The 24764-nt window shown below is 68.6% G+C and carries 23 protein-coding genes; 8 read left to right on the top strand and 15 right to left on the bottom strand.

Going from position 1 to position 24764, the window contains the following annotated elements:
- Positions 1–103 precede the first annotated feature (103 nt).
- From ABD927_RS11060 to ABD927_RS11050, 3 genes are all read left to right on the top strand, one after another.
- Entirely contained in the window at positions 104–1048 is a 945-nt protein-coding gene (locus ABD927_RS11060) for a LysR substrate-binding domain-containing protein (RefSeq protein WP_345249281.1), read from the top strand.
- A 202-nt stretch (positions 1049–1250) separates the two neighbouring features.
- Positions 1251–2033, top strand: a complete 783-nt coding sequence (locus tag ABD927_RS11055; RefSeq protein ID WP_345249279.1) for a class II aldolase/adducin family protein — start codon at positions 1251–1253, stop codon at positions 2031–2033.
- Between the two features lie 13 nt (positions 2034–2046).
- Positions 2047–3339 (top strand): MFS transporter, encoded by a 1293-nt coding sequence (locus ABD927_RS11050; RefSeq protein WP_345249277.1) that lies wholly within the window; start codon positions 2047–2049, stop codon positions 3337–3339.
- Positions 3340–3408: 69 nt separating this feature from the next.
- Here the strand turns inward: ABD927_RS11050 and ABD927_RS11045 are convergent, their stop codons facing one another.
- Both ABD927_RS11045 and ABD927_RS11040 read right to left on the bottom strand, forming a co-directional pair.
- Entirely contained in the window at positions 3409–4392 is a 984-nt protein-coding gene (locus tag ABD927_RS11045; protein ID WP_345249275.1) for a Bug family tripartite tricarboxylate transporter substrate binding protein, read from the bottom strand.
- A gap of 48 nt (positions 4393–4440) precedes the next feature.
- Complete coding sequence (locus ABD927_RS11040) at positions 4441–5565, bottom strand: mandelate racemase/muconate lactonizing enzyme family protein (protein ID WP_345249274.1); 1125 nt, start codon at positions 5563–5565, stop codon at positions 4441–4443.
- Positions 5566–5677: 112 nt separating this feature from the next.
- Between ABD927_RS11040 and ABD927_RS11035 the strand changes: the two genes are divergently transcribed.
- Positions 5678–6586, top strand: a complete 909-nt coding sequence (locus ABD927_RS11035; protein WP_345249273.1) for a LysR family transcriptional regulator — start codon at positions 5678–5680, stop codon at positions 6584–6586.
- Between the two features lie 13 nt (positions 6587–6599).
- Here the strand turns inward: ABD927_RS11035 and ABD927_RS11030 are convergent, their stop codons facing one another.
- The 5 genes from ABD927_RS11030 to metC all read right to left on the bottom strand — a co-directional run bounded on the left by ABD927_RS11030 (position 6600) and on the right by metC (position 12011).
- Entirely contained in the window at positions 6600–7865 is a 1266-nt protein-coding gene (locus ABD927_RS11030; protein WP_345249272.1) for a D-amino acid dehydrogenase, read from the bottom strand.
- A gap of 15 nt (positions 7866–7880) precedes the next feature.
- The gene (locus ABD927_RS11025) at positions 7881–8879 is read right to left on the bottom strand and encodes a Bug family tripartite tricarboxylate transporter substrate binding protein (protein ID WP_345249271.1); all 999 of its coding nucleotides are present in this window, start codon (positions 8877–8879) and stop codon (positions 7881–7883) included.
- Positions 8880–8974: 95 nt separating this feature from the next.
- Positions 8975–9754 carry an SDR family oxidoreductase gene (locus tag ABD927_RS11020; RefSeq protein ID WP_345249270.1) on the bottom strand — a complete coding sequence of 260 codons (780 nt, stop codon included), beginning with the start codon at positions 9752–9754 and terminating at the stop codon, positions 8975–8977.
- Positions 9755–9773: 19 nt separating this feature from the next.
- Positions 9774–10709: a 4-hydroxy-tetrahydrodipicolinate synthase family protein gene (locus ABD927_RS11015; protein WP_345249268.1), complete on the bottom strand. Its 936-nt coding sequence runs from the start codon at positions 10707–10709 to the stop codon at positions 9774–9776.
- Positions 10710–10811: 102 nt separating this feature from the next.
- Entirely contained in the window at positions 10812–12011 is a 1200-nt protein-coding gene (gene metC / locus ABD927_RS11010; protein WP_345249266.1) for a cystathionine beta-lyase, read from the bottom strand.
- Positions 12012–12168: 157 nt separating this feature from the next.
- On the opposite strand from metC, the gene ABD927_RS11005 reads away from it, so the two are divergent.
- Positions 12169–12627: an Lrp/AsnC family transcriptional regulator gene (locus ABD927_RS11005; protein ID WP_345249264.1), complete on the top strand. Its 459-nt coding sequence runs from the start codon at positions 12169–12171 to the stop codon at positions 12625–12627.
- Positions 12624–14933 (top strand): molybdopterin guanine dinucleotide-containing S/N-oxide reductase, encoded by a 2310-nt coding sequence (locus ABD927_RS11000; RefSeq protein WP_345249262.1) that lies wholly within the window; start codon positions 12624–12626, stop codon positions 14931–14933. The genes ABD927_RS11005 and ABD927_RS11000 overlap by 4 nt, the downstream gene beginning before the upstream one ends.
- 84 nt (positions 14934–15017) lie before the next feature.
- On the opposite strand, the gene ABD927_RS10995 is transcribed toward ABD927_RS11000, so the two are convergent.
- Positions 15018–15722 carry a glutathione S-transferase family protein gene (locus tag ABD927_RS10995; protein ID WP_345249260.1) on the bottom strand — a complete coding sequence of 235 codons (705 nt, stop codon included), beginning with the start codon at positions 15720–15722 and terminating at the stop codon, positions 15018–15020.
- Between the two features lie 170 nt (positions 15723–15892).
- Here ABD927_RS10995 and ABD927_RS10990 point away from each other — a divergent pair, with 170 nt between their 5' ends.
- Positions 15893–16882, top strand: a complete 990-nt coding sequence (locus ABD927_RS10990; RefSeq protein ID WP_345249258.1) for an NADPH:quinone reductase — start codon at positions 15893–15895, stop codon at positions 16880–16882.
- Positions 16883–16913: 31 nt separating this feature from the next.
- Here the strand turns inward: ABD927_RS10990 and ABD927_RS10985 are convergent, their stop codons facing one another.
- The 7 genes from ABD927_RS10985 to ABD927_RS10955 form a co-directional block, all read right to left on the bottom strand.
- Positions 16914–17843 carry a LysR family transcriptional regulator gene (locus ABD927_RS10985; RefSeq protein ID WP_345249256.1) on the bottom strand — a complete coding sequence of 310 codons (930 nt, stop codon included), beginning with the start codon at positions 17841–17843 and terminating at the stop codon, positions 16914–16916.
- Between the two features lie 123 nt (positions 17844–17966).
- Entirely contained in the window at positions 17967–18878 is a 912-nt protein-coding gene (locus ABD927_RS10980) for an SMP-30/gluconolactonase/LRE family protein (RefSeq protein ID WP_345249254.1), read from the bottom strand.
- An 8-nt stretch (positions 18879–18886) separates the two neighbouring features.
- On the bottom strand, positions 18887–19273 hold the full coding sequence (locus tag ABD927_RS10975) for a RidA family protein (protein WP_345249252.1): 387 nt from the start codon (positions 19271–19273) through the stop codon (positions 18887–18889).
- Positions 19273–20670 (bottom strand): Rieske 2Fe-2S domain-containing protein, encoded by a 1398-nt coding sequence (locus tag ABD927_RS10970; RefSeq protein WP_345249250.1) that lies wholly within the window; start codon positions 20668–20670, stop codon positions 19273–19275. Before ABD927_RS10970 ends, ABD927_RS10975 begins: the two co-directional genes overlap by 1 nt.
- Positions 20671–20690: 20 nt before the next feature.
- Positions 20691–21452, bottom strand: coding sequence for an ABC transporter permease (locus ABD927_RS10965; RefSeq protein WP_345249248.1), 762 nt, complete (start codon positions 21450–21452; stop codon positions 20691–20693).
- Entirely contained in the window at positions 21449–22249 is an 801-nt protein-coding gene (locus tag ABD927_RS10960; protein WP_425570241.1) for an ABC transporter ATP-binding protein, read from the bottom strand. The genes ABD927_RS10965 and ABD927_RS10960 overlap by 4 nt, the downstream gene beginning before the upstream one ends.
- Positions 22250–22272: 23 nt before the next feature.
- Entirely contained in the window at positions 22273–23274 is a 1002-nt protein-coding gene (locus ABD927_RS10955; RefSeq protein WP_345249244.1) for an ABC transporter substrate-binding protein, read from the bottom strand.
- 347 nt (positions 23275–23621) lie between these two features.
- Here ABD927_RS10955 and ABD927_RS10950 point away from each other — a divergent pair, with 347 nt between their 5' ends.
- Positions 23622–24764: a PQQ-dependent sugar dehydrogenase gene (locus ABD927_RS10950; protein WP_345249242.1), complete on the top strand. Its 1143-nt coding sequence runs from the start codon at positions 23622–23624 to the stop codon at positions 24762–24764.

The following is a 24764-nucleotide window of genomic DNA, read 5'->3' as shown; positions in this document are numbered from 1 at the left end:
TATTTATCGGCAAACCCGAATAATCCGCATGCCCAATAAAACCATGGACATCTTGGGGGATTGCACGGCACATTGCATGCCTGCGACCCCCAGGAACGACGCCATGGACCTCAAGCAACTCGAGTACTTCGTCAATGTCATCGAGTTCGGCAGCTTCTCGCGCGCGGCGCTGGTGCTGGACGTGGCGCAGTCGGCGCTGAGCCGCCAGGTGCGGCTGCTGGAGGTGGAGGTGCGCCAGACGCTGCTGACGCGCACCGGGCGCGGCGTGATGCCGACCGAGGCCGGGACGGTGCTGCTGGACCATGCGCGTTCCATCCTGCACCAGGTGGATCGCGCCCGCGAGGACCTGGGCAAGGTGCGCGGCTCGCTGGCCGGCCACGTGGCCATCGGCCTGCCCTATAGCGTGGCGCGCGTGCTGGCGGCGCCGCTGATCCGCGAAGTGCACCGCACCCTGCCGGAGGCCCGGTTGTCGGTGAGCGAAGGCATGGCGCAGTCCCTGCTCGAAATGCTGCTGGACCGGCGGCTCGACATCGCGCTGCTGTACAACGTCGGTCCCACGCCGGACATCGACATCGTGCCGCTGATGGAAGAGGAACTGTTCCTGGTTCGCGCTGCGGGCAGGGGCGGCATCGCGGCGGAAATTGCCACGCTGCGCGAGGTGGCCGCGCAGCCGTTGGTGCTGCCGACCCGGCCCCACACGCTGCGCCTGCTGGTGGACCGCGAGATGGAGCTGATGGGTTGCAAGCCTGACGTTGCGCTGGAAGTGGACAGCATTGCCGCCATTCTCGACCTGGTGGCCGACGGCGTGGGCGGCACGCTGTTGTCGCGCCGCGCGGTGGAAACGGCCGCGCGGCCCGGCGCCTTCTGTCTGCACCGGATCGTCGATCCGCCGCTGTACAGCCGCCTGTCGATGGCCACGTATTCGCTGCGCCCGTCCACGCGCACGCAGAAAGCGGTGCTGGAATTCATTTTCCGCAACGCGGCCAAGCTGCTGCGGCCGGCCGGCGACGCGCCCGCTCCGCTGCTGGCTGCCGTCGGCGCGCGCTGAACGGCGCCGCTCCATGGGGCCGCCGGCCGCTCGGACAGCCGCTTTAAGCCGCTTGTCAAGCGTGTCGGCATAACATCCGGGATTACCCCCCCCCCCGCCCATCCCCTCGGCTGCACCGCCCGACAACCCCCGGCCGCGCGTCGTGTCGTGCCGGGGTTTCACGCATCTTTTTCAAGCTTCAAGCATATCGAGGAGGAAAGCCATGGATACCTCTGTCCAGGCTGTCAGCGCGCAAGACCAGGAAGCGATCGAATGGCAGGCGCGCGTCGACCTCGCCGCGGCCCATCGGATCGCCGTCATGCACGATCTGGCCGAAGGCATCATGAACCACTTCACGCTGGTGGTTCCGGGCAAGCCCGACCGCTACCTGCACATGCCGTTCGGCCTGCACTGGGCCGAGGTGACGGCCAGCTGTTTCATGGAAGTGTCGCTGGAAGACGGCCGTATCCTGAAGGGCGACGGCCGCATCCAGCGTTCGGCGTACTGCATCCACGCGCCCATCCATCGGCTGGCCCCGCACGCCAAGTGCGTCCTGCATACCCACATGCCCTACGCCAGCGCGCTGACGCGCCTGAAGGATCCGCGCATCAAGCTCATCGGCCAGACCGAGATCGGCGTGGCGCGCGACGCCGTCTACGACATGCATTTCGACGGCCCGGTGCGCGACGTGGAAGAAGGCGAGCGCCTGGCCCGCGTACTGGGCGACAAGAACATCCTGTTCATGGCCAATCACGGCGTGCTGGTGACCGGCCGCACCGTGGCCGAGGCCTACGACCGGCTGTACTACCTGGAGCGCGCCGCGCAGGTGCAGATGTACGCCATGTGGACCAACCAGGAACTGCTGGACTGCACCGAAGAGGCGGTGACCCGCACGGCCCGCATCTATTCAGAAAACGTGATCACCGGCTCGAAGTCGACGTGGGATCTGCACTTCGAGGCCTTGAAGCGCATCATCGACCGCAACGGCTCCGACTACCGGAACTGAGGATCCCTTCATCATGCAAAGCATTACCATGCGCAAGGTTCTGTGGCGGCTCATGCCGCTGCTGATCATCATCTATCTGGTGGCGTGGCTCGACCGCGTCAACATCAGTTTCGCCGCGCTGCAAATGAACAAGGCGCTGGGCCTGAGCGCCACCGCCTACGGCACCGGCGCGGGCCTGTTCTTCCTCGGCTACTTCCTGTGCGAAGTGCCGTCCAATCTCATGATGGTCCGTTTCGGCGCGCGCCGCTGGATCGCGCGGATCATGGTCACCTGGGGCATCATCGCCGGCGGGTCTGCCTTCATCCAGGGCGAGCACAGCTTCTACGTCATGCGGGTCCTGCTGGGGCTGGCCGAGGCCGGCCTGTTCCCGGGCCTGGTCTACTACATGATGCAGTGGATGCCCAACGAGTACCGCGGCCGCGCCGTCGGCCTGCTGATGGCCGCCAGCCCGTTCGCCAACGTGGTGGGCAGCCCGCTGTCGGCCGCGCTGCTCGGCATGGACGGCATCGGCGGCCTGGGCGGCTGGCAATGGCTGCTGCTGCTGGAAGCAGCGCCGGCCATCATCCTGGCCGCGGTGGTCCTGCGCTGGCTGCCCGACAATCCCGGGCAGGCGGGCTGGCTGGCGCCGGCCGAGCGGGATTGGCTGTCGACCCGGCTGGCCCAGGAAAACGCCGAGCGCGAGAAGCAGGTCAAGCTGAGCGTCGGGCAGGTGCTGCTCAACCCCCGCGTGCTGCTGCTGGCCGCGGTGTACTACGTCATCGCGGCGATGGTCTACACCAACGGCTTCTGGCTGCCGCAGATCGTCAAGGGCTTCGGGCTGACCAATATGCAGACCGGCCTGCTGGTGGCGATTCCCTATCTGCTGGGCACCATCGGCTGCATCATCTACGGCCGCTGGTCCGACCGCGACAAGGGCAGGGACCGCAGCGGCTACGCCATCGCTTCGCTGTGCCTGGCCTTCGTGGGCGCGGCGATCTTCGTGCTGGCCTCGTCGCCGGAAATGAAGATGCTGGGCATCGTGCTGGGCATCCTGGGGCAGAGCACCGTGCAGTCCGTGTTCTGGACCCTGCCTGCGTCGTTCCTCAGCGGCCCGGCCGCGGCCGCGGGCATCGCCATCATCAATTCGCTGGGCGTGATGTCAGGGCTCAGCACCAACTGGCTGATGGGCGCCATCAAGGACGCGACGGGCAGCTATACCGGCGGCTTCATCATCAGCGCCGGGTCGATCCTGGTGGCCATCGGCATCATCCTGGCGCTGCGGCGCGGTTCGCCGGCGGCGCCGGTGGCGGCCAACAGGCCGGCCTGACGGCGCAGGGCGGGGATTGCGGAATGCGATCGCCCGCCATGCCGCCGCTTCCGGCCTGGATCGTCAGGCCTAGTTCAGGATCTGCTTCGGCACTCCCGTCTCGTCGACGATCCGCGTCCAGCGGTCGACCTCGCCTTTCAGGAACCCGGCGAACGCCTGCCGGGACCGGGGTTCGGCTTCGATGCCTCCCTGGATCAGCTGCTTCTGCGTGTCGGGATCCTGCAGTGCCCGGGCGAAGGCGTCGTGCAGCTTGTCGAGCACGGGATCCGGCGTGCCGGCCGGCGCGACGATGCCGAACCACGTCGAGGCTTCGAAGCCCTTCAGCCCCGATTCGTCCACGGTGGGGAAATCCGGCGCCAGCGCGCTGCGCTGCAGGCCGGTGACGCCGAGCGCCTTGATCTGCCCGGCCTTGATGAGGGGCATGGCGGCGGGCAGCACGATGAACGACATGTCGACTCGCCCGGCCACCAGGTCGGTGACGGCTTCGTTGGCGCCTTTGTACGGGATGCCCTGGATCTCGATGCCGGCCGAGCGCGCGAACAGCTTGGTCGCCAGGTCGGTCGGCCCGTTGTTGCCCGATGTGCCGGACGTTACCGGATGCGCCGCCGATTTCGCGTAGTCGATGAACTGGCGGACGTCGTTCGCCGGTACCTTGCCGTTGACTGCCAGCATGTAGCGCGTCGAACCGGTGGCGGCTACCGGTGCGAAGTCGGCCAGCAGGCGATAGGGCAGGCCGGTATAGACGCCTTCGGCGATCGCATGGGTGATGGTGACCTGCAGCAGCGTATAGCCGTCAGGCCGGGCGGCGGCGGCCAGCTTGGCCGCCACGATGCCGCCGGCCCCGCCGCGGTTCACCACCACGATGCTGCGGCCGAGGATTTCGGATGCCTTCCTGGCGACGATGCGGGCGTTGATGTCGGCGCCGCCTCCCGGGGCGAAGGCGACGTAGAGCTGAATCGGCTGGCTGGGAAAATCGTCCGCCGCCGCCGGCCCCGTCCAGGCGGCCGTGCAGAGCAGGGCCAACGCCGCTGCAAGGCGCGTAGGCGTGTTCATGTCGTGTCTCCTTATCGTTATGGCGGGTGCCCGCCCTGGGCCGGGTATCTAGATGGCGAACGTCTCCCGGTACTTCTGCATCTTTTCTTCCGATACCGTTACTCCCAGGCCGGCGCCGGGCGGCAGCGCGACCTTGCCGTCGACCATCCGGATCGGGTCATCGCAGATGTCGTCGACCAGCCGTTCCAGCGGAGAGCCATAGCCCAGCACCGGATGCATGGCCGGGATGGCGGCGGCGAAATGGATCAGCGCCGACGTGCCCGGTCCGAACGGATGCTTGCTGCCCATCAGCACGCCCATCCCCGCGGCATCGGCGATTTCCGCCATGCGGCGGCTCAGATACAGGCCGCCGTTCTTGATGGGCTTGAGGCAGATCGTGTCGGCGGCGCCTTCGCGCGCGATGTTGGCCACGTCGTAGGGCGTCCAGGCGCTCTCGTCGGCGGTGACCGGGGTATCGATCGCGCAGCGCACCTCGCGCATGCCCTTGAGATCCCACCAGGCGACGGGCTGCTCGACCGCCTCGATGCCGTAGCGCTCCATTTTCTTCAGCGTAGGAATGGCGACCTCGACGGTATACGCGCCGTTGATGTCCACCTCGATCGGATAGTCGGCGCCCACGGCATCGCGCACGGCGGCCACGCGTTCGATGTCCTCCCTGGGATCGAAGCCGGCCTTGACGGTCAGCATGGCGTAGCCCTCGGCCTTCAGGCGCAGCGCGTCGGCGCCCATCTCGGCGGGCGACTTCACGCCCAGGCTGCGGCTGACGCCGAAGTCGGTCCGGTAGACGCCGCCGAGCAGCGCGGCGACCGGGCGGCCGGTGGCCTTGCCCATGATGTCGTAGAGCGCAGTGTCGATGGCCGCCTTGGCGCACAGGTTGCCGGTCCGCCCCTGGATCGATCCCTCCATCGTGTCGATGATGCGGCCGATTTCGAACGGGTCCATGCCGAGGACGAGCGGGCCCAGATATTTCTTGATGGCGATGTAGATCGCTTCCTGCGATTCGCCGCCGCGTTCCAGCAGCGTGACGCCGCTCTCGCCGACGCCGGTGAAGCCTTCGTCGGTTTCGATGAACACCAGAATCTGCTTTTTCGACCGCGTCTCGCCCGGCGCCATCCGATAGGGGTTCTTGTAGGGGATGGTGACCATCTCGCACGATACCTTTGTGATCTTCATCGCTTCGTCTCCTTTGCATAGCGGTGGTGTTCCGTACTCTAGGCAGCCTCCAGACCACAGTCAAATAGACTTGAAATGGGTAAGATGTACGTTTTATTTATATCTGGAAGACATGCGCATCGTCGCCGATCATCTGCTTGCGCTGGCTGCCGTGGCGCGCACAGGCAGTCTTACGGCCGCCGGCAACGAATTGGGAAAAACCCAGCCCGCGGTGTCCGCTCAGTTGCGCGAACTCGCCGATTCCGTCGGTACGCCGCTGTTCCTGCGGCATCGCTACGGGGTCACGCTGACGCGCGAGGCGGAGACCCTGCTCCCCTATGCCGAAGCCTGCGCGCGGGCCGTCGAGGGGGCGAACCAGGCGGTGGTCCGGCTCAAGGGGCTGGAGGTCGGCTCATTGCATCTGCTGGCGAGCACATCGACCGCCGTATATTTCCTGCCGCCGGTTCTGTCCTCTTTCCATGCCGGCTATCCGGGCATCGACATCAAGATTTCGCGCCATCAGGCGGAAAGCGCCATCGAAGCGCTCAAGCGTGGGCAGGGCGACCTGGCCGTCGTGAGATGCGCGCCGGCGCTGCTGTCGAAGCTGCCCCCGAATCTGGTGGCCGAACATCTGATGAAGGACGACACGGTGCTGGTGGTGCCGCATGGCCACAAGCTGGCGCGCTTCAAGAGCGTCGACCTGCGCAAGCTCGATGGGCTCGACATCGTCAGCCGCGAACCCGGCTCGGCCACGCAGGGCCTGGTGGACCGTCTTGTGGCAAGCGCCGGTGCGCGCTTGAACGTGAAGTTCCAGACGGTGGGCGTCGAAGGGGTGAAGGAAGCCATTCTGCGTGGGTTCGGCGCGGGCTTCCTGTCCCGTCTGTCCGTGGAGCGGGACGTGGCAAATGGCACGCTGGTGGCGATACCGATCAAGTCCTCGCGCGCGCATCAGGTCATTGCGGTCATTCATCCCACGTCCGGCCATCGGGCACCCGCCGGCAGCCGCTTCGTCACCGCCCTGCTCGAAAGCGTGCGGTCCTGAGCCCGGGCCGGTTTCAGGCGCGGTGGAAACGTTCCGCGGTCAGCCCGTCGAGGTCGACCGCGGGGCGCCGGCCGGCCACGATGTCGGCCACGATCCGGGCCGTGCCGCACGACTGGGTCCAGCCGTTCGAGCCGTGCCCGCCGTTCAGGAACAGATTGGGCCAGCGCGTGCGGCCCAGGATGGGCGGGCCGTCCGGCGTCATCGGGCGCAGACCGGCCCAGAATTCCACCCGGCTCCAGTCGAGGCCTTGCGGGAACAGCTCCCGCACCACGCCCACCAGCAGCTCGCGCCGGGCCGGATCCAGGCCCAGGCCGTAGCCGGTCAGTTCGGCCATGCCGGCCGCCCGGATGCGGTCGCCCAGGCGCGAAATCATTACCTTGTTGTGCTCGTCCATCACAGCCATCGTGGGCGCGCCGTCCGGATCGTCGACCGGCGCGGTGATGGAGTAGCCCTTCAGCGGATAGACGGGCAGTTTCAGCCCCAGCGGCCGCAGCAGGAACGGCGCATGGCTGCCGAGCGCGACCACGTAGGCGTCGGCCCGCAGCGTTTCGCCGTTCGACGCGCGTACCGCGCCGATGGCATCGCCCTCGCGCGCGATCGATTCGATCGCCACGCCATAGCGGAACGCAACGCCGCGCTGTTGCAGCAGCGCCGCCAGGTTGCGGGAGAACTTGTGGCAGTCGCCGGAGGCGTCGGCCGGCAGATGCAGCGCGCCGGCCATGCCGACGGCGCTGCGGGCCAGGGCGGGTTCGACTTCGGCCGCCTGCGCGGCGTCGAGGATGCGGCGCGGCACGCCGTATTCCTCCAGCGTCCGCGCCGACAGTCGGCCCAGTTCCAGTTCAGCCGGCGTCCTGAAAATCTGCAGCACGCCGCCTTCGTGGAAATCGAAACCTGGCAGCGGTTCGGCGGCGACGAGGTCGCGCAGGCATTGCAGGCTGTAGTGCGCCACCCGCTGCATGCGCAGCTTGTTGACGCGGAAGCGCTCGGGCGTGCAATTGCGCATCCATTGCAGCGCCCACGCCATCCTGCGCGGTTCGGGCAGCGGCGAAAAGCGGATCGGGGAATGGCGCTGCAGCGACTGCTTCAGCACCTTGGTCACCATGCCGGGTGCGGCCCAGGGGCCGGCGAAGCTGGGGCACAGTCCGCCCGCGTTGCCGTAGCTGGTTTCGCGGCCGGGGCCGGGCTGGCGGTCGACCACGGTGACGTCGTGGCCATCCTTCCGCAGGTAATAGGCGGTGGCCACGCCGACCACGCCGGCGCCCAGCACGAGCACTTTCATGGGCGCCGCCCGGCCTTATTCGACGGTGATGTGGGCCGCGTCGATGATCTTCTGGTAGCGGGCCATTTCGGAGTCGATGTACTTGGCGAAGTCGGCCGAGTTCTTGTAGGCCGATTCGAAGCCGAGCGAGGCCAGGCGTTCCTTGACGTCGGGCGAGGCCATGATCCTGGCCGAGGCGGCTTCGAGCTTGCTGACGATCGGCGCCGGCACCTTGGCGGGCGACCACAGGCCGTACCAGGAATAGAACTCGAAATCCTTGAAGCCGGATTCGCGCATGGTGGGCACGTCGGGCAGCAGCGGGCTGCGGTCGTGGCCGGTCACGGCCAGGGCGCGCAGCTTGCCGGCCTTGACGAAGGGCAGCGAGGACAGCATCGGGTCCATCATGGCCGAGACCTGCCCGCCGACCAGGTCCTGCAGCGCCGGCGCGGCGCCCTTGTACAGCACGATGGGGATGTCGCCGGCCATCTTCACGTCGTACAGGAACTGCGCGGCGCCCAGGTGGCCGGCCGAGCCGAAGCCGCTGGTCACGAAGGTGTACTTGGCGGGATCGGATTTCAGCAGGGCGGCCATCTCCTGCGCGTTGCGGGCGGGCACCTTGGGGTTGACGCTGAAGATCAGCGCGCCCTGCGCCAGCATGCTGATCGGGGTGAAGTCCTTGACGGCGTCGAATTTGACGTCTTTCTTGTACAGCAGCGGATTGATCGCGTGGATGGACGCGTTGAAGTACAGCGTGTAGCCGTCGGGCTCGGCCCGCGCCACGTAGGCGGCGCCGATCATGCCGGAGGCGCCGGCGCGGTTTTCCACCACCACCGACTGCTTCAGTTCGTCCTTGAGCTTGTCGGCGAACAGGCGGGCCGTGCTGTCGACCGCGCCGCCGGGCGCGTGCGGGACGATGATGGTGATCGGCCGGGTGGGATAGGCGTCCTGCGCGGCGGCGGCGCAGGAGAAGGCGAGGCCGGCCACGCCCACGGCCATGGCGGTGCTGAGAAAGGTGCGGCGGGTAGAGCGGTTCATGTTTTTCCCCATGTACGAAAAAAGAATTGTCTCTGTTTTCTTTATATTTTTCGGTTATTAGGAAATACGCGACGAATTCTTCTTCAACGACCGTCTCAAAACGTTCCGGGGTATCCGCCGCCGTCGATCAGCAGGCTTTGCCCCGTGATGTAGCCGGCGTGCGCGGAACAGATGAAAGCGCAATAGGCGCCCAGTTCTTCGGCCTTTCCATAGCGGCCGGCCGGATTGTTGCTGCCCCGTTCTTCCCACAGCTGGTCGAAGGTCTTGCCGGTGCTTTCCAGCATGCCCCGGATGTGGCGGCGCTGGGCATCGGTGGCGAACACGCCCGGCAGCAGGTTGTTGATGGTGACGTTGTGCCGCACCGTCTGGCGCGCCAGGCCGGCCACGAAGCCCACCAGGCCCGAGCGCGCGCCGTTGGACAGGCCCAGCTCGATCTGCGGCGTCTTCACGCTGCGCGACACGATGTTGACGATGCGGCCGAAGCGGCGCTCGATCATGCCGTCCACCGTGCGGCGGATCATCTCGATCGGGCCGAGCATCATGGCGTCGAGCGCCGCATGCCAGTCGTCCGTCGTCCATTGCCGGAAATCGCCCGGCTCCGGGCCGTCGGCATTGTTCACCAGGATGTCGGGAGCGGGGCAGGCGGCCAGCGCGGCGTCGCGGCCCGCCTGGGTGGTGATGTCGGCCGCCACCGCCTGCACCGGATGGCCGGTGCAGGCTGTGATTTCGGCGGCCGCCTGTTCCAGCGTGGCCAGCGTGCGGGCGGCGATCGTCACCTGTACGCCTTCGGCCGCAAGCTGCTGCGCGCAGGCCCGCCCCATGCCGCGGCTGCCGCCGAATACCAGCGCGCGCCGGCCTTGAATGCCGAGATCCATGCCCTGGCCCCTTGCGCGATCAGAACGACTTCAGCTCGGGCGAGCTCCAGCCGTATTTCTGGTCGAGTTCGAGGTCGCGCACGATGCGCAGGCCTTTCTGCAGCGCTTCCGGCGCCAGGCCCTTGAGCGGCTTGCGCAGCTCGCCGGCGGGCAGGCCCACGGCCTTCATCAGCGACTTGATCGCCACCGGGTTGATGGCCGAATACGAGAAATGCAGCATCGGCAGCATGTGCAGGTACATGTCGCGGAAGCTGACCGATACCTCGGGCGTTTTCCACGGCCTGGAGATGACGGCGATCTCGGCCGGCGCGATGTTGCCGGTCATGTTGGCGGTGCCGTGGCCGCCCAGGCTCATGGTGGGAACGACCAGGCCCAGGTTGGGCGAGTCGCAGCACATCACCGACACGTCGGGGCGGCCGCGCAGGACCTGCGCCACCTGGCCCACGCGGGTGGTGGATTCCTTGTGCACCACGTAGTTGGGATGCTTGAAGATGCGCAGCAGGTTGTCCCAGTGCAGGTCGGTCTTCACGCGCGGCGGGTTGTTGTAGATGCCCAGGGGCAGGTCGGTGGCATCGGCCACTTCGAGGAAGTAGTCCTCGATGTCGGATTCCGCGGCGCAGATGTAGGCCGGGGCCGCCAGGATCGCGCCGTCGGCGCCGTTGGCGCGGGCGAAGCGTAGATAGTCGATGGTGGTGGCGGTGTTGTTGCCGGTGCAGCCGTAGAAGAACTTCATCTTGCCGGTCTTCATCTTGGCCGTCTCGACGATGATCTGCTGGCGTTCCTGCGGCGACAGCATCGAGACCTCGCCGGTCGAGCCCATGATGAGCACGGCGGCGGTGCCGTTGTCTTCGTGGAACTTCAGCAGGGTGCGGAAGCCTTCGAAATCCACGCTGCCATCTTTGTTGAACGGGGTGACGAGGGCGACGAACGACCCTTCGATTTGCATCTTGGCCATGGCGATTCACCGATTTGGAAAACTGTTACATGATACTCCCCGGGCGGCGGGCTCCACGCATGCCGGCGCGCGCCGCCCGGGGGCGGCCGCGCCGGGGGACGCTCATGCAGCGCGGCGCCCCTTTTCGCGCCGCTCGGCCAGCGCGGCGAAACCGCGTTCCAGGTCGGCGATCAGGTCGGCCGGGTCTTCCAGGCCCACGTGCAGCCGCAGCGCCTGGCCGCGGTAAGGCCATTTGGCGGTCACGCGGTCGCCGGCCGGGTTGAAGGGAACGACCAGGCTTTCGTAGCCGCCCCACGACACGCCGATGCCGAACAATCGAAGGCTGTCGACGAAGGCCTCGACCGCGGCGGGCGCGGCCGGCTTCAGCACCATGGCGAACAGGCCGCAGGCGCCGCGGAAATCGCGCTTCCACAGCGCGTGGCCCGGATGGCCGGGCAGCGCCGGGTGCAGCACCGCTTCCACTTCCGGCCGCGTCTGCAGCCAGGCGGCGACCTCGACCCCCGCCCGCCAGTGCTGGTGCAGGCGGACGTTCATGGTGCGCAGCCCGCGCAGCGCCAGATAGATGTCGTCGGGGCCGGCGGTCTGGCCCAGGTCCTGCGTGGTGCGCTTGACCAGCGGCCAGGTTTCCTCGGTGCAGGTGACGATGCCGAGCAAGGCGTCGGAATGGCCCACGATGTATTTGGTGGCGGCCTGGATGGAAACGTCGACCCCGTGTTCGAACGGCTTGAAGAAAAGCGGCGTGCCCCAGGTGTTGTCCATCACCACCTTGGCGCCGTGCCGGTGCGCCGCCGCGGCGATGGCCGGGACGTCCTGTACCTCGAAGGTTTCGGAGCCGGGCGATTCCACGTACACGACCCGCGTGTTGGGCCGCATGCTGGCTTCGATGCCGGCGCCGGCGGCCGGGTCGTAGATGGTCGTCTCGACCCCGAACCGGCCCAGCACGCGGGTCAGGAAGGTGCGGGTGGGGGAATAGGCGCTGTCGGTCAGCAGCACGTGGTCGCCCGCGGCCAGCAGCGAGGTCAGCGCGGTGGTGCCCGCGGCCAGGCCGGACGGATAGACCAGCGAACGGTAGCCGCCTTCCAGTTCGGCGATCGCCTCTTCCAGGGCGTGGTGGGTGGGGTTGCCGAAGCGGCCGTAGGTGCTGGCGCCGGCCTCGTCGGCGGCGCGGCGCCGCTTCTTGTCTTCCCATTCGGCCATCGACCCGTGCAGGATCGTGGAGCCGCGGCAAACGGGCGTGTTCACGAGGCCGGCGAAACGTTCGGGGTGGCGGCCGGCGGTCACCAGCTTGGTCTTCTCTTTCATTGCTGCCTGCTGTCCTTGGAAATGCGCGGCGTTGCGTGCCGTCATGGGAAAAGTGTAGGGGCGGGGCGCGTTAAATTTTTTTCCTTGTTTCGCCTTCTTTGCGGGAAAATGGAAAAAATATTCCCCATTCCGCCAATAGAATGATTCAAGGTTTCCCGTGGACCGAAAAGACAGAAATATCCTTTCCATCCTCCAGGAAGACGCGACCCTGTCGGTGAACGAGATCGCCGAGCGCGTGAGCCTGTCGCCCACGGCCTGCTGGAAGCGCGTCCAGCGGCTGACCCAGGAAGGCGTCATCCGCAAGCAGGTCTGCCTGCTCGACAACCGCAAGCTGGGCGTGGGCGTGACGGTGTTCGTGGCCATCAAGACCAACCACCACGACCTGGAGTGGCTGCGCAAATTCGCGGCCGGCGTGCGCGACATGCCGGAGGTGGTGGAGTTCTACCGGATGAGCGGCGACATCGATTACCTGCTTAAGGTCGTGGCGCCCGACATCCAGGGCTTCGATCTGGTGTACAAGAAACTGATACAGGTCGTGGAACTGTTCGACGTGAGTTCCAGTTTCGCGATGGAAGAGCTGAAATACACGACGGCGCTGCCGTTGGACTACGCATGAACGTGAAACGCTATCCCTCCCTGTCCCATTGGGGCGCCTTCACCGCCGTGGTGGCGGACGGCCGCCTGCAGGCCTGCGAGCCCTTCGAGCGCGACCCGGCGCCGTCGGCCATCCTGCAGTCGATGCCGGGCATGGTGCACTCGCCGCTGCGCATCGCGCGGCCCGCCGTGCGCAAGGGCTGGCTCGAACGCCGGGAAGGCGCCGACCGCGCGGCGCGCGGCAGCGAGCCCTTCGTCGAGGTCGGGTGGGACGCCGCGCTGGAACTGGTGACCGAAGAACTGGCGCGCATGCGCGGCCAATACGGCGCCACGTCGATCTTCGGCGGCTCGTACGGCTGGTCGTCGGCCGGCCGGCTGCACCACGCGCGCACGCTTACCCATCGCTTCCTCAACGCCGGCGGCGGCTGCGTCAACCAGGCCGGCAACTACAGCTGGGGCGCGGCGCAGTTCCTGCTGCCGCACGTGATCGGCACCTATGCGCCGGTCACCGGGCGGGTCACCGACTGGAAGAACGTGGCGGCGCATACGCGCCTGTTCGTGGCCTTCGGCGGCCTGCCGCTGCGCAATACGCAGATCACCTCGGGCGGCGCCGGCGAGCATTCCACGCCGCGCTGGCTGGAACAGGCGCGGCGCGCCGGCGTGCGGTTCGTGATCGTCAGCCCCACGCGCGCCGACGTGCCCGCCGGGCTGGACGCGCGCTGGATCCCGATCCGGCCCAATACCGATACCGCGCTGATGCTGGCGATGGTGCACGCGCTGCTGGCCGACGGGCGGCATGCCGCCGATTTCGTGCATACGCACTGCGCCGGCTTCGACCGCTTCGCCGACTACGTGGCGGGCCGCGCCGACGGCCAGCCCAAGAGCCCGGAATGGGCGCAAGGCATCTGCGGCGTGCCCGCAGCCGAGATCCGCGCGCTGGCGCGGCAGGCGGCCGGCACCCGCACGCTGCTGACCTGCGCGTGGTCGCTGCAGCGCGCCCACCGCGGCGAGCAGCCCTATTGGGCCGTGATCGCGCTGGCCGCGGCGCTGGGCCAGATCGGCCTGCCGGGCGGCGGCTTCGCCTTCGGCCATGCCTCCATGAATGGCGTGGGCAATCCGCGGCCGGGCGTGGCCGCGCCCGAGATGTCGGCCGGCGCCAATCCAGCCGGCAAGTCGATCCCGGTCGCGCGCATCGCCGACATGCTGCTCCAGCCGGGCGAGCCGTTCGAGTTCAACGGCCGCACCGACGTCTACCCCGACATCCGCATGGTGTACTGGGCCGGCGGCAACCCCTTCCATCACCACCAGGACCTGAACCGGCTGCTGCGGGCCTGGAGCCGGCCGCAGACCATCGTCGTGCACGAAAGCTGGTGGACGCCCACGGCGCGCCGCGCCGATATCGTGCTGCCTGCCACCACCACGCTGGAGCGCAACGACATCGGCGGCTCGTCGCGCGACCGCTTCGTGCTGGCGATGCACAAGGCGCTGCCGCCGCAGGGGCAAAGCCGCAACGACTTCGACATCTACCGCGAGCTGGCGGCCCGCGGCGGCTTCGAAGACGCCTTCACCGAAGGCCGCGACGAATTCCAGTGGCTGCGCCACATCTATGCCGGGCTGGCGGCGAACTGGCGCGGCGGCGGCTTCGAAGTGCCGGAATTCGATGCGTTCTGGCGCGCGGGCTACCTGGAGCTGCCGGAGCCGGCGCAGGATTTCGTGCTGTTCGGGGACTTCCGCCGCGATCCGGCCGCCCATCCGCTGAAGACGCCGTCGGGCAGGATCGAGATCTATTCCGAGCGCATCGCCGGCTTCGGCTACGCCGACGACTGCCCGCCGCACCCGGCCTGGATTCCGCCGGCCGAATGGCTGGGCGCGCCGGCCGCCGCGCGCTATCCGCTGCACCTGGTGACGTCGCAGCCGGCCGACAAGCTCCATTCGCAACTGGATGCCGGCGCGGTATCCACGGCGGGCAAGATCCACGGCCGCGAGCGGGTGCAGCTCGCCACGGCCGACGCCGCCCGCCGCGGCATCGCCGACGGCGACCTGGTCAAGGTGTACAACGCGCGCGGCGCGTGCATCGCCGCGGCGGTGGTGCACGACGGCGTGATGCCCGGCGTGGCCATCATGTCGACCGGCGCCTGGTTCGATCCCGCCGGCGACGCGCTGGAACGCCACGGCAATCCCAACGTCCTCACGCTCGACATCGGCACCTCGCGCCTGACGCAAGCGCCCAGCGCCTTGTCGGCGCTGGTGGAGATTGCCAAGTGGGAAGGCGAGGCGCCGCCGGTGCGGGCCTTCGAGGCGCCCGCGTTCGCCGGCCGCGCGGCCTAGTCTTCGGGCCTTCCCCGAGCTTATCCATCACTTCCTGTCCATCGGGCGCCCGGGCGGCCGGCGCCCCGGCTCAGCCGCGCGGCGTCAGGCGGCCGGCGGGAAATTCGACGGGAACAGGGCGCGCCGCGTTTCCTCGTCGTTCACTTTCTTGAATTCGATGCCGGCGCCTACCTGGCGGGCGCGCGCGGCGGCCGGCCGGGCATCGATCGTCTGGAACCAGCGTTTGATGTTGGGATAGGCCGCGAGCGGATCCTCGGCGCCTTTCATGACGCGCGATGCCCGGTCCAGCCAGCCCCAGCCGGAGATGTCGGCGATCGTGTATTTCTTGCCGACGATGTAGTCGCGCCCGGCCAGGCGGTCGTCGAGCACCTTGTAGTGGCGCTCGGCCTCGCGCCGGTAGCGGTTGACGGCATAGTCGAGTCCCGCCGGGGCGGCATACTGGAAGTGCACCGCCTGGCCCGAGAACGGCCCGAGGCCGGTGCCGATGAACATCAGCCACGAGAGCAGCTCCGGGCGGTCCTGCGGCTGGCCCAGCAGGCGGCCGGTCTTTTCGGCCAGGTACAGCAGGATCGCGGTGGAATCGAACACGGTGGCCGGCCGCCCGCCCGGGCCGTCGGTGTCGACGATGGCGGGAACCTTGCCGTTCGGATTGATGGCGCGGAAGGCCGGGTCGTGCTGCTGGCCCTTGCTGGTGTCGACGGCGAGCACTTCGTACGGCAGCCCGGTTTCTTCGAGAAACAGGGAAATCTTGGCGGGGTTGGGAGTCGGGTGGAAGTAGAACCGGATCATGGCCTGGCCTCGTCGCAAAGAGGAAGCGCCCATGGTACTGCCCATTGCCCGCGGCACGATGGAGCGCGTGGCCGGATGGCCCGCCCGGGCCGGTGGCGGTGGCCGACTCGCCGGAGCAGCGAAGCCGTAATATAGGGAGGACGATGCGAACGCCAAACGGGACGAAGACGATGCGTGCAGCCTGGTATGAAAGAAACGGCGAGGCCGAAGCGGTATTGCAGCTGGGCGACCTGCCCGCCCCCGAGCCCGGCCCGGGCGAGGTCAGGGTCAGGCTGGCCGCCTCGGGCGTGAATCCTTCGGACGTGAAATCGCGCGCCGGCAGCCGGCCGGTCGCGGCCGGCACGCGGATAGTGCCGCACAGCGACGGTGCGGGCGTGATCGACAAGGTGGGCGAAGGCGTGCCGGCCGCGCGGGTGGGCGAGCGGGTGTGGGTCTGGAACGGGCAGTACCAGCGCCCGCTGGGCACTTGCGCCCAGTTCATCGCGCTGCCGGCCGCGCAGGCGGTGCCGCTGCCCGAAGGCGCATCGTTCGAGGCCGGCGCCTGCCTGGGCATTCCTGCGATGACGGCGATCCACGCGGTCGACCGGCTGGGCGACGTTGCCGGCAAGACGGTGCTGGTCACCGGCGCGACCTCCGGCGTCGGCTTCTATGCGGCGCAGGTCGCCAGGCTGCGCGGGGCACGCGTGATCGGCACCGTGGGTTCCGGCGAAAAAGCGCGGGTGCTGGCGGGCGTGGGCATAGAGGACGTCATTTTCTACAAGACCGAACCGGTGGCCGAACGCATCCTGGCGATGACCGGCGGCAAGGGCGTCGACGGCATCGTCGACATGGACTTCTCCACCACCTCGCGCCTGGTGCCGGCGGGCGCGCTGGCGCCGTTCGGCCAGTTCGTCTGCTATGGCTCGAACGACCGCGGCGAGATCCCGGTCGAGTTCGGCGCCTGGCTGCCGCGCTCGCTCGGCCTGCAGTTCTTCCTGGTGTACGAGCTGCCGCCGGCCGCGCGCCGGCAGGCGGTGGACGGCCTCAACGCGCTGCTGTCGGACGGCAGCCTGGCCCACCTGGTGGCGCCGGCCTATGCGCTGGACGATATCGCCGCGGCCCACCAGGCGGTGGAAAGCGGCCGCGTGCTGGGCAACGTGGTGGTGGCGCTGCCCGACTGAGCGTCCATTGGCAGCTGCCGGCGGCGGCGGGTCATTCCGAGCCGCGCCGCACCTGGTAGAGCCGCACGAACAGGTCGCGCAGCCATTTGTTGCCGGGGTCCAGATGGTAGCGGTCGTGCCAGAAGATGCGCACGTCGTATTCCGGCATCCTGACCGGCGGCGGCATGATCTTGAGCCTGCCCAGCGGCGCGAAGATCTCCGCCAGCCGGCTCGGCACGATGGCCAGCAGGTCGGAATGGGTCGCCACCATCGGCAGCACCATGAACTGCGGCAAGGCGAGCACGGCGCGGCGGCGGATCTTCTCGCGCGCCAGCACCTGCCCCAGCAGCTTGTGGCCGGTGCTGCTGGCCGAAGTGACGGCGTGCGGCGTCGAACGGAAGCCTTCCAGCGTCATGCCGTTGCGGAAGGCGGGATGGTCTTCGCGCGCCACGCAAACATACTGTTCCTTGTACAGCAGCCGCTGGCGGAAACCGGCCGACAGCGACGGCAGGTAGCCCAGCGCGACGTCGACTTCGCCCGCCTCGAGCGCGGCTTCCTGGTTGAAGGCAGGGAAGGGCAGCACGTTGAGGTTGGCGTGCGGCGCCTCGTCGCGCATCGCCTGCACCAGGCGCGGCAGCAGCACGGCCTGGCCGACGTCGCTCATGTAGGCCGTGAAGGTGCGGCGCGAGGTGGCCGGGTCGAACGGGTGCGGGCCTTCGACGCCGGTCTGGATCGCGCGCATGGCCTGCTGCGAGGCGTTGATGAGCCGTTCGGCGTAGGGCGTGGGGCGCAGGCCGCCCGAGGTGCGCACGAACAGGGGATCGCCGAAGCGCTTGCGCAGCTTGGCCAACGCATGGCTGGCCGCCGACTGCGACAGGCCGATGCGGCTGGCCGCCGCCGAGACGTTGCAGGATTCGCCCAGCGCGGCCAGCAGCCGCAGCTGGGTCAGGTCCAGCTCGAAGTCGAAGTTCTCAAGCGCCATGGCCGTCGGAGAGGGGGCGGGGTAGGGTGCGCCGACGGCTCAGTATATGGGTACGGGGCATTTGCAGGATACGGGGCATGCCGCGTTGTCGGCCGCCGCCGGCGCGCCGGAAGGCCCGTCCCTTTATTCCGGCGAGCCGAAGTACGGCTCCGGCAGCCCCGGCACGCCCACGTCGATGGCGAACAGGCCGCCGGCCAGCGGCTGCTTGCGCAGCGCCGCCTCGGGCAGCGGATGGGTGGCGCTGGTGACGTACAGCATGCCGAGTCCCGGGCCGCCGAAGGCGCACATGGTGGGCCGCTGCACCGGCAGGCCGATGACGCGATCGATGATGCCGTCGGGCGAATAGCGCGCGATGTGCCAGCCGCCCACATGGCACAGCCAGTAGTGGCCCTCGGCGTCCACCGCGGCGCCGTCGGGCCGGCCTTCCTGGATGTCGATGCCAAGGAATACGCGCTGGTTCGATATCTCGCCCTGCGCGTCCATGTCCCACGCCCACACGTAGTCCTGGCGGCTGTCGGAGTGGTACATGGTGCGGCCGTCGGGGCTGAAGCCCAGGCCGTTGGAACAGATCAGGCCGTCCACCATGCGGGTGCAGCGGCCGTCGGGATCGTAGCGGAACAGCGAGCCGACCCGGCGGTCCATGGTTTCGATGACGGTGCCGGCCCAGAAGCGCCCGAGCGGATCGCAGCGGCCGTCGTTGAAGCGGGTGCCGGGGTTGTCGGGTTCGAAGTCGAACACGCGGCGCACCGTGCTGCGGCCGTCGGCGGCCAGATCGATCATGGCGATGCCTGATTGCATGCCGGCGATCAGGCCGCCGCCTCGGCAGAAGGCGAAGCAGCCGATGCGTTCCGGCATCGCCCATTTGCGGTTGTCGCCGGTGGCCGGGTCGAAACAGTTCAGCGAGGGTTCGTAGATGTCGACCCAGTACAGGCGTTCTTCCGCAGGGTGCCAGCGCGGGCATTCGCCCACCAGCGCGCGGACGGGAAGCACGCAGACGGGCTCGTCGCGGCGGCGGGGATGGCGGCGGGTATCCATGGCCTGGCCTATGCGCGCTTGGCGACGAAGTCGATTTCGATGTCGCAGCCGCGCGCCAGCCCCGTGACGCCGATGCAGGTGCGGGCGGGCAGCCTGCCGGGCTCGAACAGGGTGCGGTAGACGGCGTTCATGCGCTCGTAGTGGGTCTCGAAGCGGGTCAGGTAGACGCGCGAGAACATGACGGCGGCCTCGCCGAAACCGCTGCGCGCCATGATCGTGCGCAGGTTGCGCACACAGGCTTCGGTCTGCGCTTCGATGCCTTCGGGCACGGTGCCGTCGTCGAGGAAGGGCATCTGGCCGGTCACGAACAGCCAGTCGCCGGCCTGCACCGCATGGCTGTACGGCGCCACGGCGCGCGGGCCGTCGTCGAAAAAATGGTAGATCGCGTCCTGCATCAGAGGTTCTCCGCGAGACGGGTTTCGGGAAGGGCCTGGGGATAGAACGCGCCCTCGGCCTGCATGGCACGCACGCGCGCTTCCACCTCGGCCTGGCGCCGGCCGGGCGGCAGCGCGGCGCTGTCGATCACGGTCCGGCAGATCTTGTTGCCGAAGGCGCGCATCACGGCGGCGTCGTCCGGCACCAGGGCGGGCACGCCGAGGATGGTTTCGTTGTTGTAGGTGGGCACCGGGCCGCCCGGGTAGCGCTGCGGCATGCGGGGCTCGATGCCCTGCTGCACGTCGCGCATGCCGTTGCGCAACTGTCGGCGCAGCATGGCCACGCCCTTGTCGGTGGAAGCCAGGTGCTCGTTGGCGCGGATCGCGATCGGGCCCTGGGCCACCATCGCATCCCAGTCGCCGGGGTTTTTCTGGCGTTCGGCATAGGGCCGCTCGTCGGTCTGGCCCATCAGGTCGATCCGGCCCAGGCCGATCCGGTCGGCGCGACCCTCGTTGCGCGGGTCGATCACCGGGTTGAAATGACGCACGCCGATGACCCAGCAATGGGTATCGTCGATCGGCACGATCCAGCGCGTGAAGGCGGCGCACAGCGCGAATTTCTCTTTGCTGCCGTCGACGAAGCCGGTGCCGAACTGGGCCACGTTGGGCAGGATCACGTCGCTGGCGCGGATCCACAGGTTCTGGCCGCAGCGGCGGGTGGCGATCGACAGCAGGCCGATCGGCGTTTCCATGAATTCCAGTTCGGGCAGCTCGGCGAAGGCCGGCGTGAACTGCACGCCTGATACGATCGCGTGCAGGTAGGCGGTGTGGATCGGGTCGGCCGCGTTCTCGTGCACCTGCAGCCAGTTGCAGGGCATCTCCAGCTTGTACGGCACCAGCTCGTTGCCGTCAGGCCAGGTCAGCGAGTCGTACACCGGGAATTCCGGCGTGGCCTCGGGCGGGCCCATGTAGGCGAAGATCAACCCGGCGTATTCGTGGGTGCGGTAGGCGCCGTGGCTGAAGCTGTCCTTCAGGCGGCTGCGCGGCGGTTCGCTGGGCGTTTCCAGCACGGTGCCGTCGATCGCGTATTTCCAGCCGTGGTAGGCGCAGCGGATGCCGTCGGGACCGATGATGCCATACTCCAGCGACGTGCCGCGATGGCTGCAGTGGCGGTGCACCAGGCCCAGCCGCCCGCTCAGGTCGCGGAACAGGACCAGCTCTTCGCCCAGCACCCGCAGCGGCAGCGGCGTGTCCTTCACTTCCGAGGCCATCGCGATCGGGTGCCAGAAGCGGCGCAGGTAGTCGCCGCCCGGCGTGCCGGGGCCGGCCGCGGTCAGCGCGCTGTCGGTGTCTTGCGAGACAGGGGTGTAGTAGCCGTTGAACGGGGCCGGCTTGGCTCTTGTCGTGGGTGCGGTCATGGGTTCCTCCGGGAGGGCGGTCAGTGGCCGGCCGACGCGGCGCGGCGCGCGGTCTGCCACGGCAGCAGCAGCCGCTCGGCCAGGCCGACCAGATAGAACAGGGCCAGCCCCGCCGCGCACAGCACGGCGATGGCGGCGAACATCCTGACGACGTCGAACTGGCCCTGCGCCATCAGGATCAGATAGCCCAGGCCGCGCTTGGCGGCGACGAACTCGCCCACCACCGCGCCGATCAGCGCCAGCGAGATCGCCACTTTCATGCTGGCGAACAGCGTGGGCAGCGAATGCGGGAAGCGGATGCGCCACAGGATCTTCATGCCCTTGGGGCCGCATACCGAGCGGCCGAGGTCGATCATGTCGGGGTCCACCGAACGAAGCGCGTGCACCATGTCGATCACGATCGGGAAGATCGCGATCATCGCCGCGATCGACACCTTGGGCTCGAGCCCGGTGCCCATCCAGACGATGAACAGCGGCGCCACCGCCACCTTGGGGATACTGTTGAGCGTGACCAGGAAGGGATAGAGCGTGCGCTCCACCGGGCTGAACTGGACGATCAGGATGGCGGCGGCCACGCCCAGCGCCACGGCCAGCGCGAAGCCCGCCAGCGTGGCCTGCGCGGTGTAGACGGCGTGGTGCAGGAACATGACCGGCTCGGCGGCCAGCGCGACGGCCACGGCCGACGGCGGCGGCAGCAGGTAGAGCGGCACGCCCAGCGCGCGCACCGCCACTTCCCAGGCCGCGAGCGCGAGCAGGCCGGCCCCCGGGGCGAGGGCTCTCATGCCGAGCTCCTCAGAATCCCGAGTTCTTCGAAGGCCTGGCGCACGGTACGGGTGTATTGCGCGAAGGCGGCGCTTTCGCGCACCGCCAGCCGGCGCGGGCGCGGCAGGTCGATGTCGAGCACCAATGCGATGCGGCCCGGCCGGCGGTCCATCACTACCACCTGGTCGGCCAGGAAGATGGCCTCGCCGATGTTGTGCGTGATGAAGATCGTCGTGCACGCAGTCTGCAGGCTGATCTTCTGCAGTTCCAGGTTCAGGTCGTCACGCGTGAAGGCGTCGAGCGCGGCGAACGGCTCGTCCATCAGCAGCAGCTTGGGCTCGTCGAGCAGCGCGCGGCAGATCGCCACGCGCTGGCGCATGCCGCCCGACAGTTCCCACGGATAGCGGTGGTGGAAATTCTCCAGCCCGAACAGGTCCAGCAGGTCGCGGGCCCGCTCGGCCCACGCGGCGCGCGGCTGGCCGCGGCAGTCGGTGGTGAACAGCACGTTCTGCAGGATGGTGCGCCAGTCCAGCAGCAGGTCGCGCTGGAACACGATGCCTGTGTTCGCGGAGGGACCGACGATCGGTTCGCCGTTGAGCCGGATCTCGCCCGAGGTGGGGCGGTCCAGACCGGCGATGCAGCGCAGCAGCGTGCTCTTGCCGCAGCCGCTCGGCCCCACCACGCTCACGAAGCGGCCGGCCGGCACGTCCAGCGTGATGTCCTGCAGCGCGTGGGTGGCGCCGCGCGGCGAGGCGTAGGTCTTGCAGACCTGCGCCACCTGCAGATGGGCCTCGCCCGCGCAGGCGGCCTCGGCCATGAGACCGGCGTCGGCGACGGTGTTCAATTGCCGCTCCCGATCAGGTCGTTGGTGTAGTACTGGGCCGGGCGGCTGCCGGCCGGAATCAGCCCGGCTTCTTCCAGCGAGCGGATGACGGCTTTCCAGTCCTGTTCCGACTGGATTCCGAGCGGCTCCGATTTCGTCGCCTCGGTCTTGAAGTAAGGGATGTGTTCGCGGATCGAGGCCATGGTCTGGGCGCGGTCCAGTTTGGCGTCGGGCCGGCGCCTGATCATGATGTCGGCCGCCTCGGCGATGGCGGACTCGCCGCCGTCGACGATCTGTTGCCACGATTCGAGGAAGGCGGCGGTCAGCCGGCGCAGCCCCTCGCGCCGGCTCTTCAGGGTCTGCTCGCGCACCACCAGGCCGTACGACGGCAGCACCAGGCCGTAATCGCCGAACGAGATGGTGTCGGACGGCCGCGGCCCTTGCACGTAGGGCGCGCCGAAGGGCAGCGAAGTGATCATCGCGTCGCCGCGGCCGTTGACGTAGGTCGACACCTTGGCCGAGGCGTCGACGCTGACCAGGTTGACCTTGTCGCGGCTGGCGCCGCCGGCGCGCAGGAAGGTGTCGATGAAGGGCGCCTCGAACGAGGTGGCGGTGTAGATGACTTCCTTGCCTTCCAGGTCTTTCGGCGTCTTCATGCCGGAGCCTTTCGGCACGAACACGCCGAGCGAAGTCTTCTTGATCAGGCCGGCGATCGAGACGATGGGCGCGCCCTTGCCGCGCGCGATGGCCATGACCGACAGGTCGGTATAGCCGACGTCGATCTGGCCGGTGCTGACCAGTTGCACCGTGGTCGTCGAACCGTTGCCGTCCTCGTGCCGGACCGTCACGCCGTGCCTGGCGAAGATGGCCTTCTCCAGTCCCCAGTGCCAGCCCGCCTGCAGGCCGCTGGGCGTCCAGCTGTCGCGGACAGTGAACGTTTCGGATTGTTGGGCAGGCACGGCGAGCGGACAGAGGCCGAGCAGCAGGGCGGCGATGCGGAAGCGGGCGGAAAGGCGCATGATCGTTGACTCCGGCGATCTGACGAGAAGGGATGGTGCGGCGCAAAAAGTATCTGGTTGCGCGGAATATGCTGTCAACGCGGCTTCCCGGCGCCATGCCTTCCGCAATGCGGCGGCAAGCGGGGCGCGTTATCGTCCGGACTGGCACGTGTTCCAGGGCGGTGCATGCGGGCCGGGATGCGTACGCTGCGTTCCGCCAGTACGGAAGCCGGCCTGGCGCGTCGGCGATACGGTTCCAGTGCATGGCGTGCACTAACATGGATCAGGGCCGCATCGCGGGCCGTTATGCACGGGCCGGTCGGCATGTATGCACGGCGCGGCGGCGGCCCCGCCAACAAGGAGCAGCAATGCGATCGATACTTTTTTCCAGGATCGCGCCGGCGGCTGCCGCCGCGCTGATATGCGCCGCGGCATCGGCGGCCGGCATCAACGCCGGCGAACGCCGCGCCGATCCCGACCAGCCTTTCGTCGCCTCGCCGGTGGCGTCGTTCACGGTGCCGTGGGCCGTCGCCTTCCTGCCGGACGGCCGCATGCTGGTCACTGAAAAGCGCGGCCGGCTTTACCTGGTTACGCAGCGCGGCGAGAAGCGCGAGGTGGCCGGCGTGCCCAAGGTCGTCTACCAGGGCCAGAACGGGCTGCTGGACGTGGCGCCGTCGCCCGGCTTCGCCCGCGATCGCACCATCTACCTGAGCTATGTCGAGCCCGCCAAAGGCGGCGGCGGGCAACTGGCGCTGGCGCGCGCCAGGCTGCAAGAGGGCGGCGGCGACCGGCTGGACGGCCTGGCGGTGATCTGGCGCGCCAACGGCGCGGCATCGGGCGGCCAGCCGGGCGGCATCATCGCCTTCGCGCCGGACGGCCGCCACCTGTTCCTGACCTCGGGCGACCGCATGGCGCCCGACACCGCGCAGGACCCGGACTCGGCACAGGGCAAGGTGCTGCGCCTGCTGCCCGACGGCGGCACGCCGCCCGACAACCCATGGGTGCGCGCCGGCGGCGTGCGCGCGCAGACCTGGACGCTGGGCCACCGCAATCCCTACGGCCTGGCCTTCGCGCCGGATGGCAAGCTATGGCTGAACGAGATGGGCCCGCGCGGCGGCGACGAGCTCGACCTGCTGCGGCCCGGGCTCAACTACGGCTGGCCGCTCGTGTCGAAGGGCATCAACTACAACGGCACGCCGATTCCCGACCACGACACGCGGCCCGACTTCGCCGCGCCGGTGGTGTACTGGACGCCGGTGATCGCGCCGGCCGGCATGGCTTTCTACACCGGCGACCTGTTCCCCGACTGGAAGGGGTCGGCCTTCATCGGCGGCCTGCGCGGCGAGACGCTGGTGCGCATCGCGTTCGACGGCAAGGGCGGCGCCGACCAGGCGCAGCGCTGGGACATGGGCCACCGCATCCGCGACGTGGCGGTGGCCGCCGACGGCGCGCTATGGGTGCTCGAAGACGGCAACGATGGCCGCTTGCTCAGGCTTACTCCAGGAGGCTAG

This window comes from Pigmentiphaga soli (assembly GCF_039541095.1).
In the GTDB taxonomy this organism is placed as follows: Bacteria; Pseudomonadota; Gammaproteobacteria; order Burkholderiales; family Burkholderiaceae_B; genus Pigmentiphaga; species Pigmentiphaga soli.
Note: the sequence above shows the minus strand (reverse complement) of the source record. Positions and strands in the feature narration are given on the sequence as shown.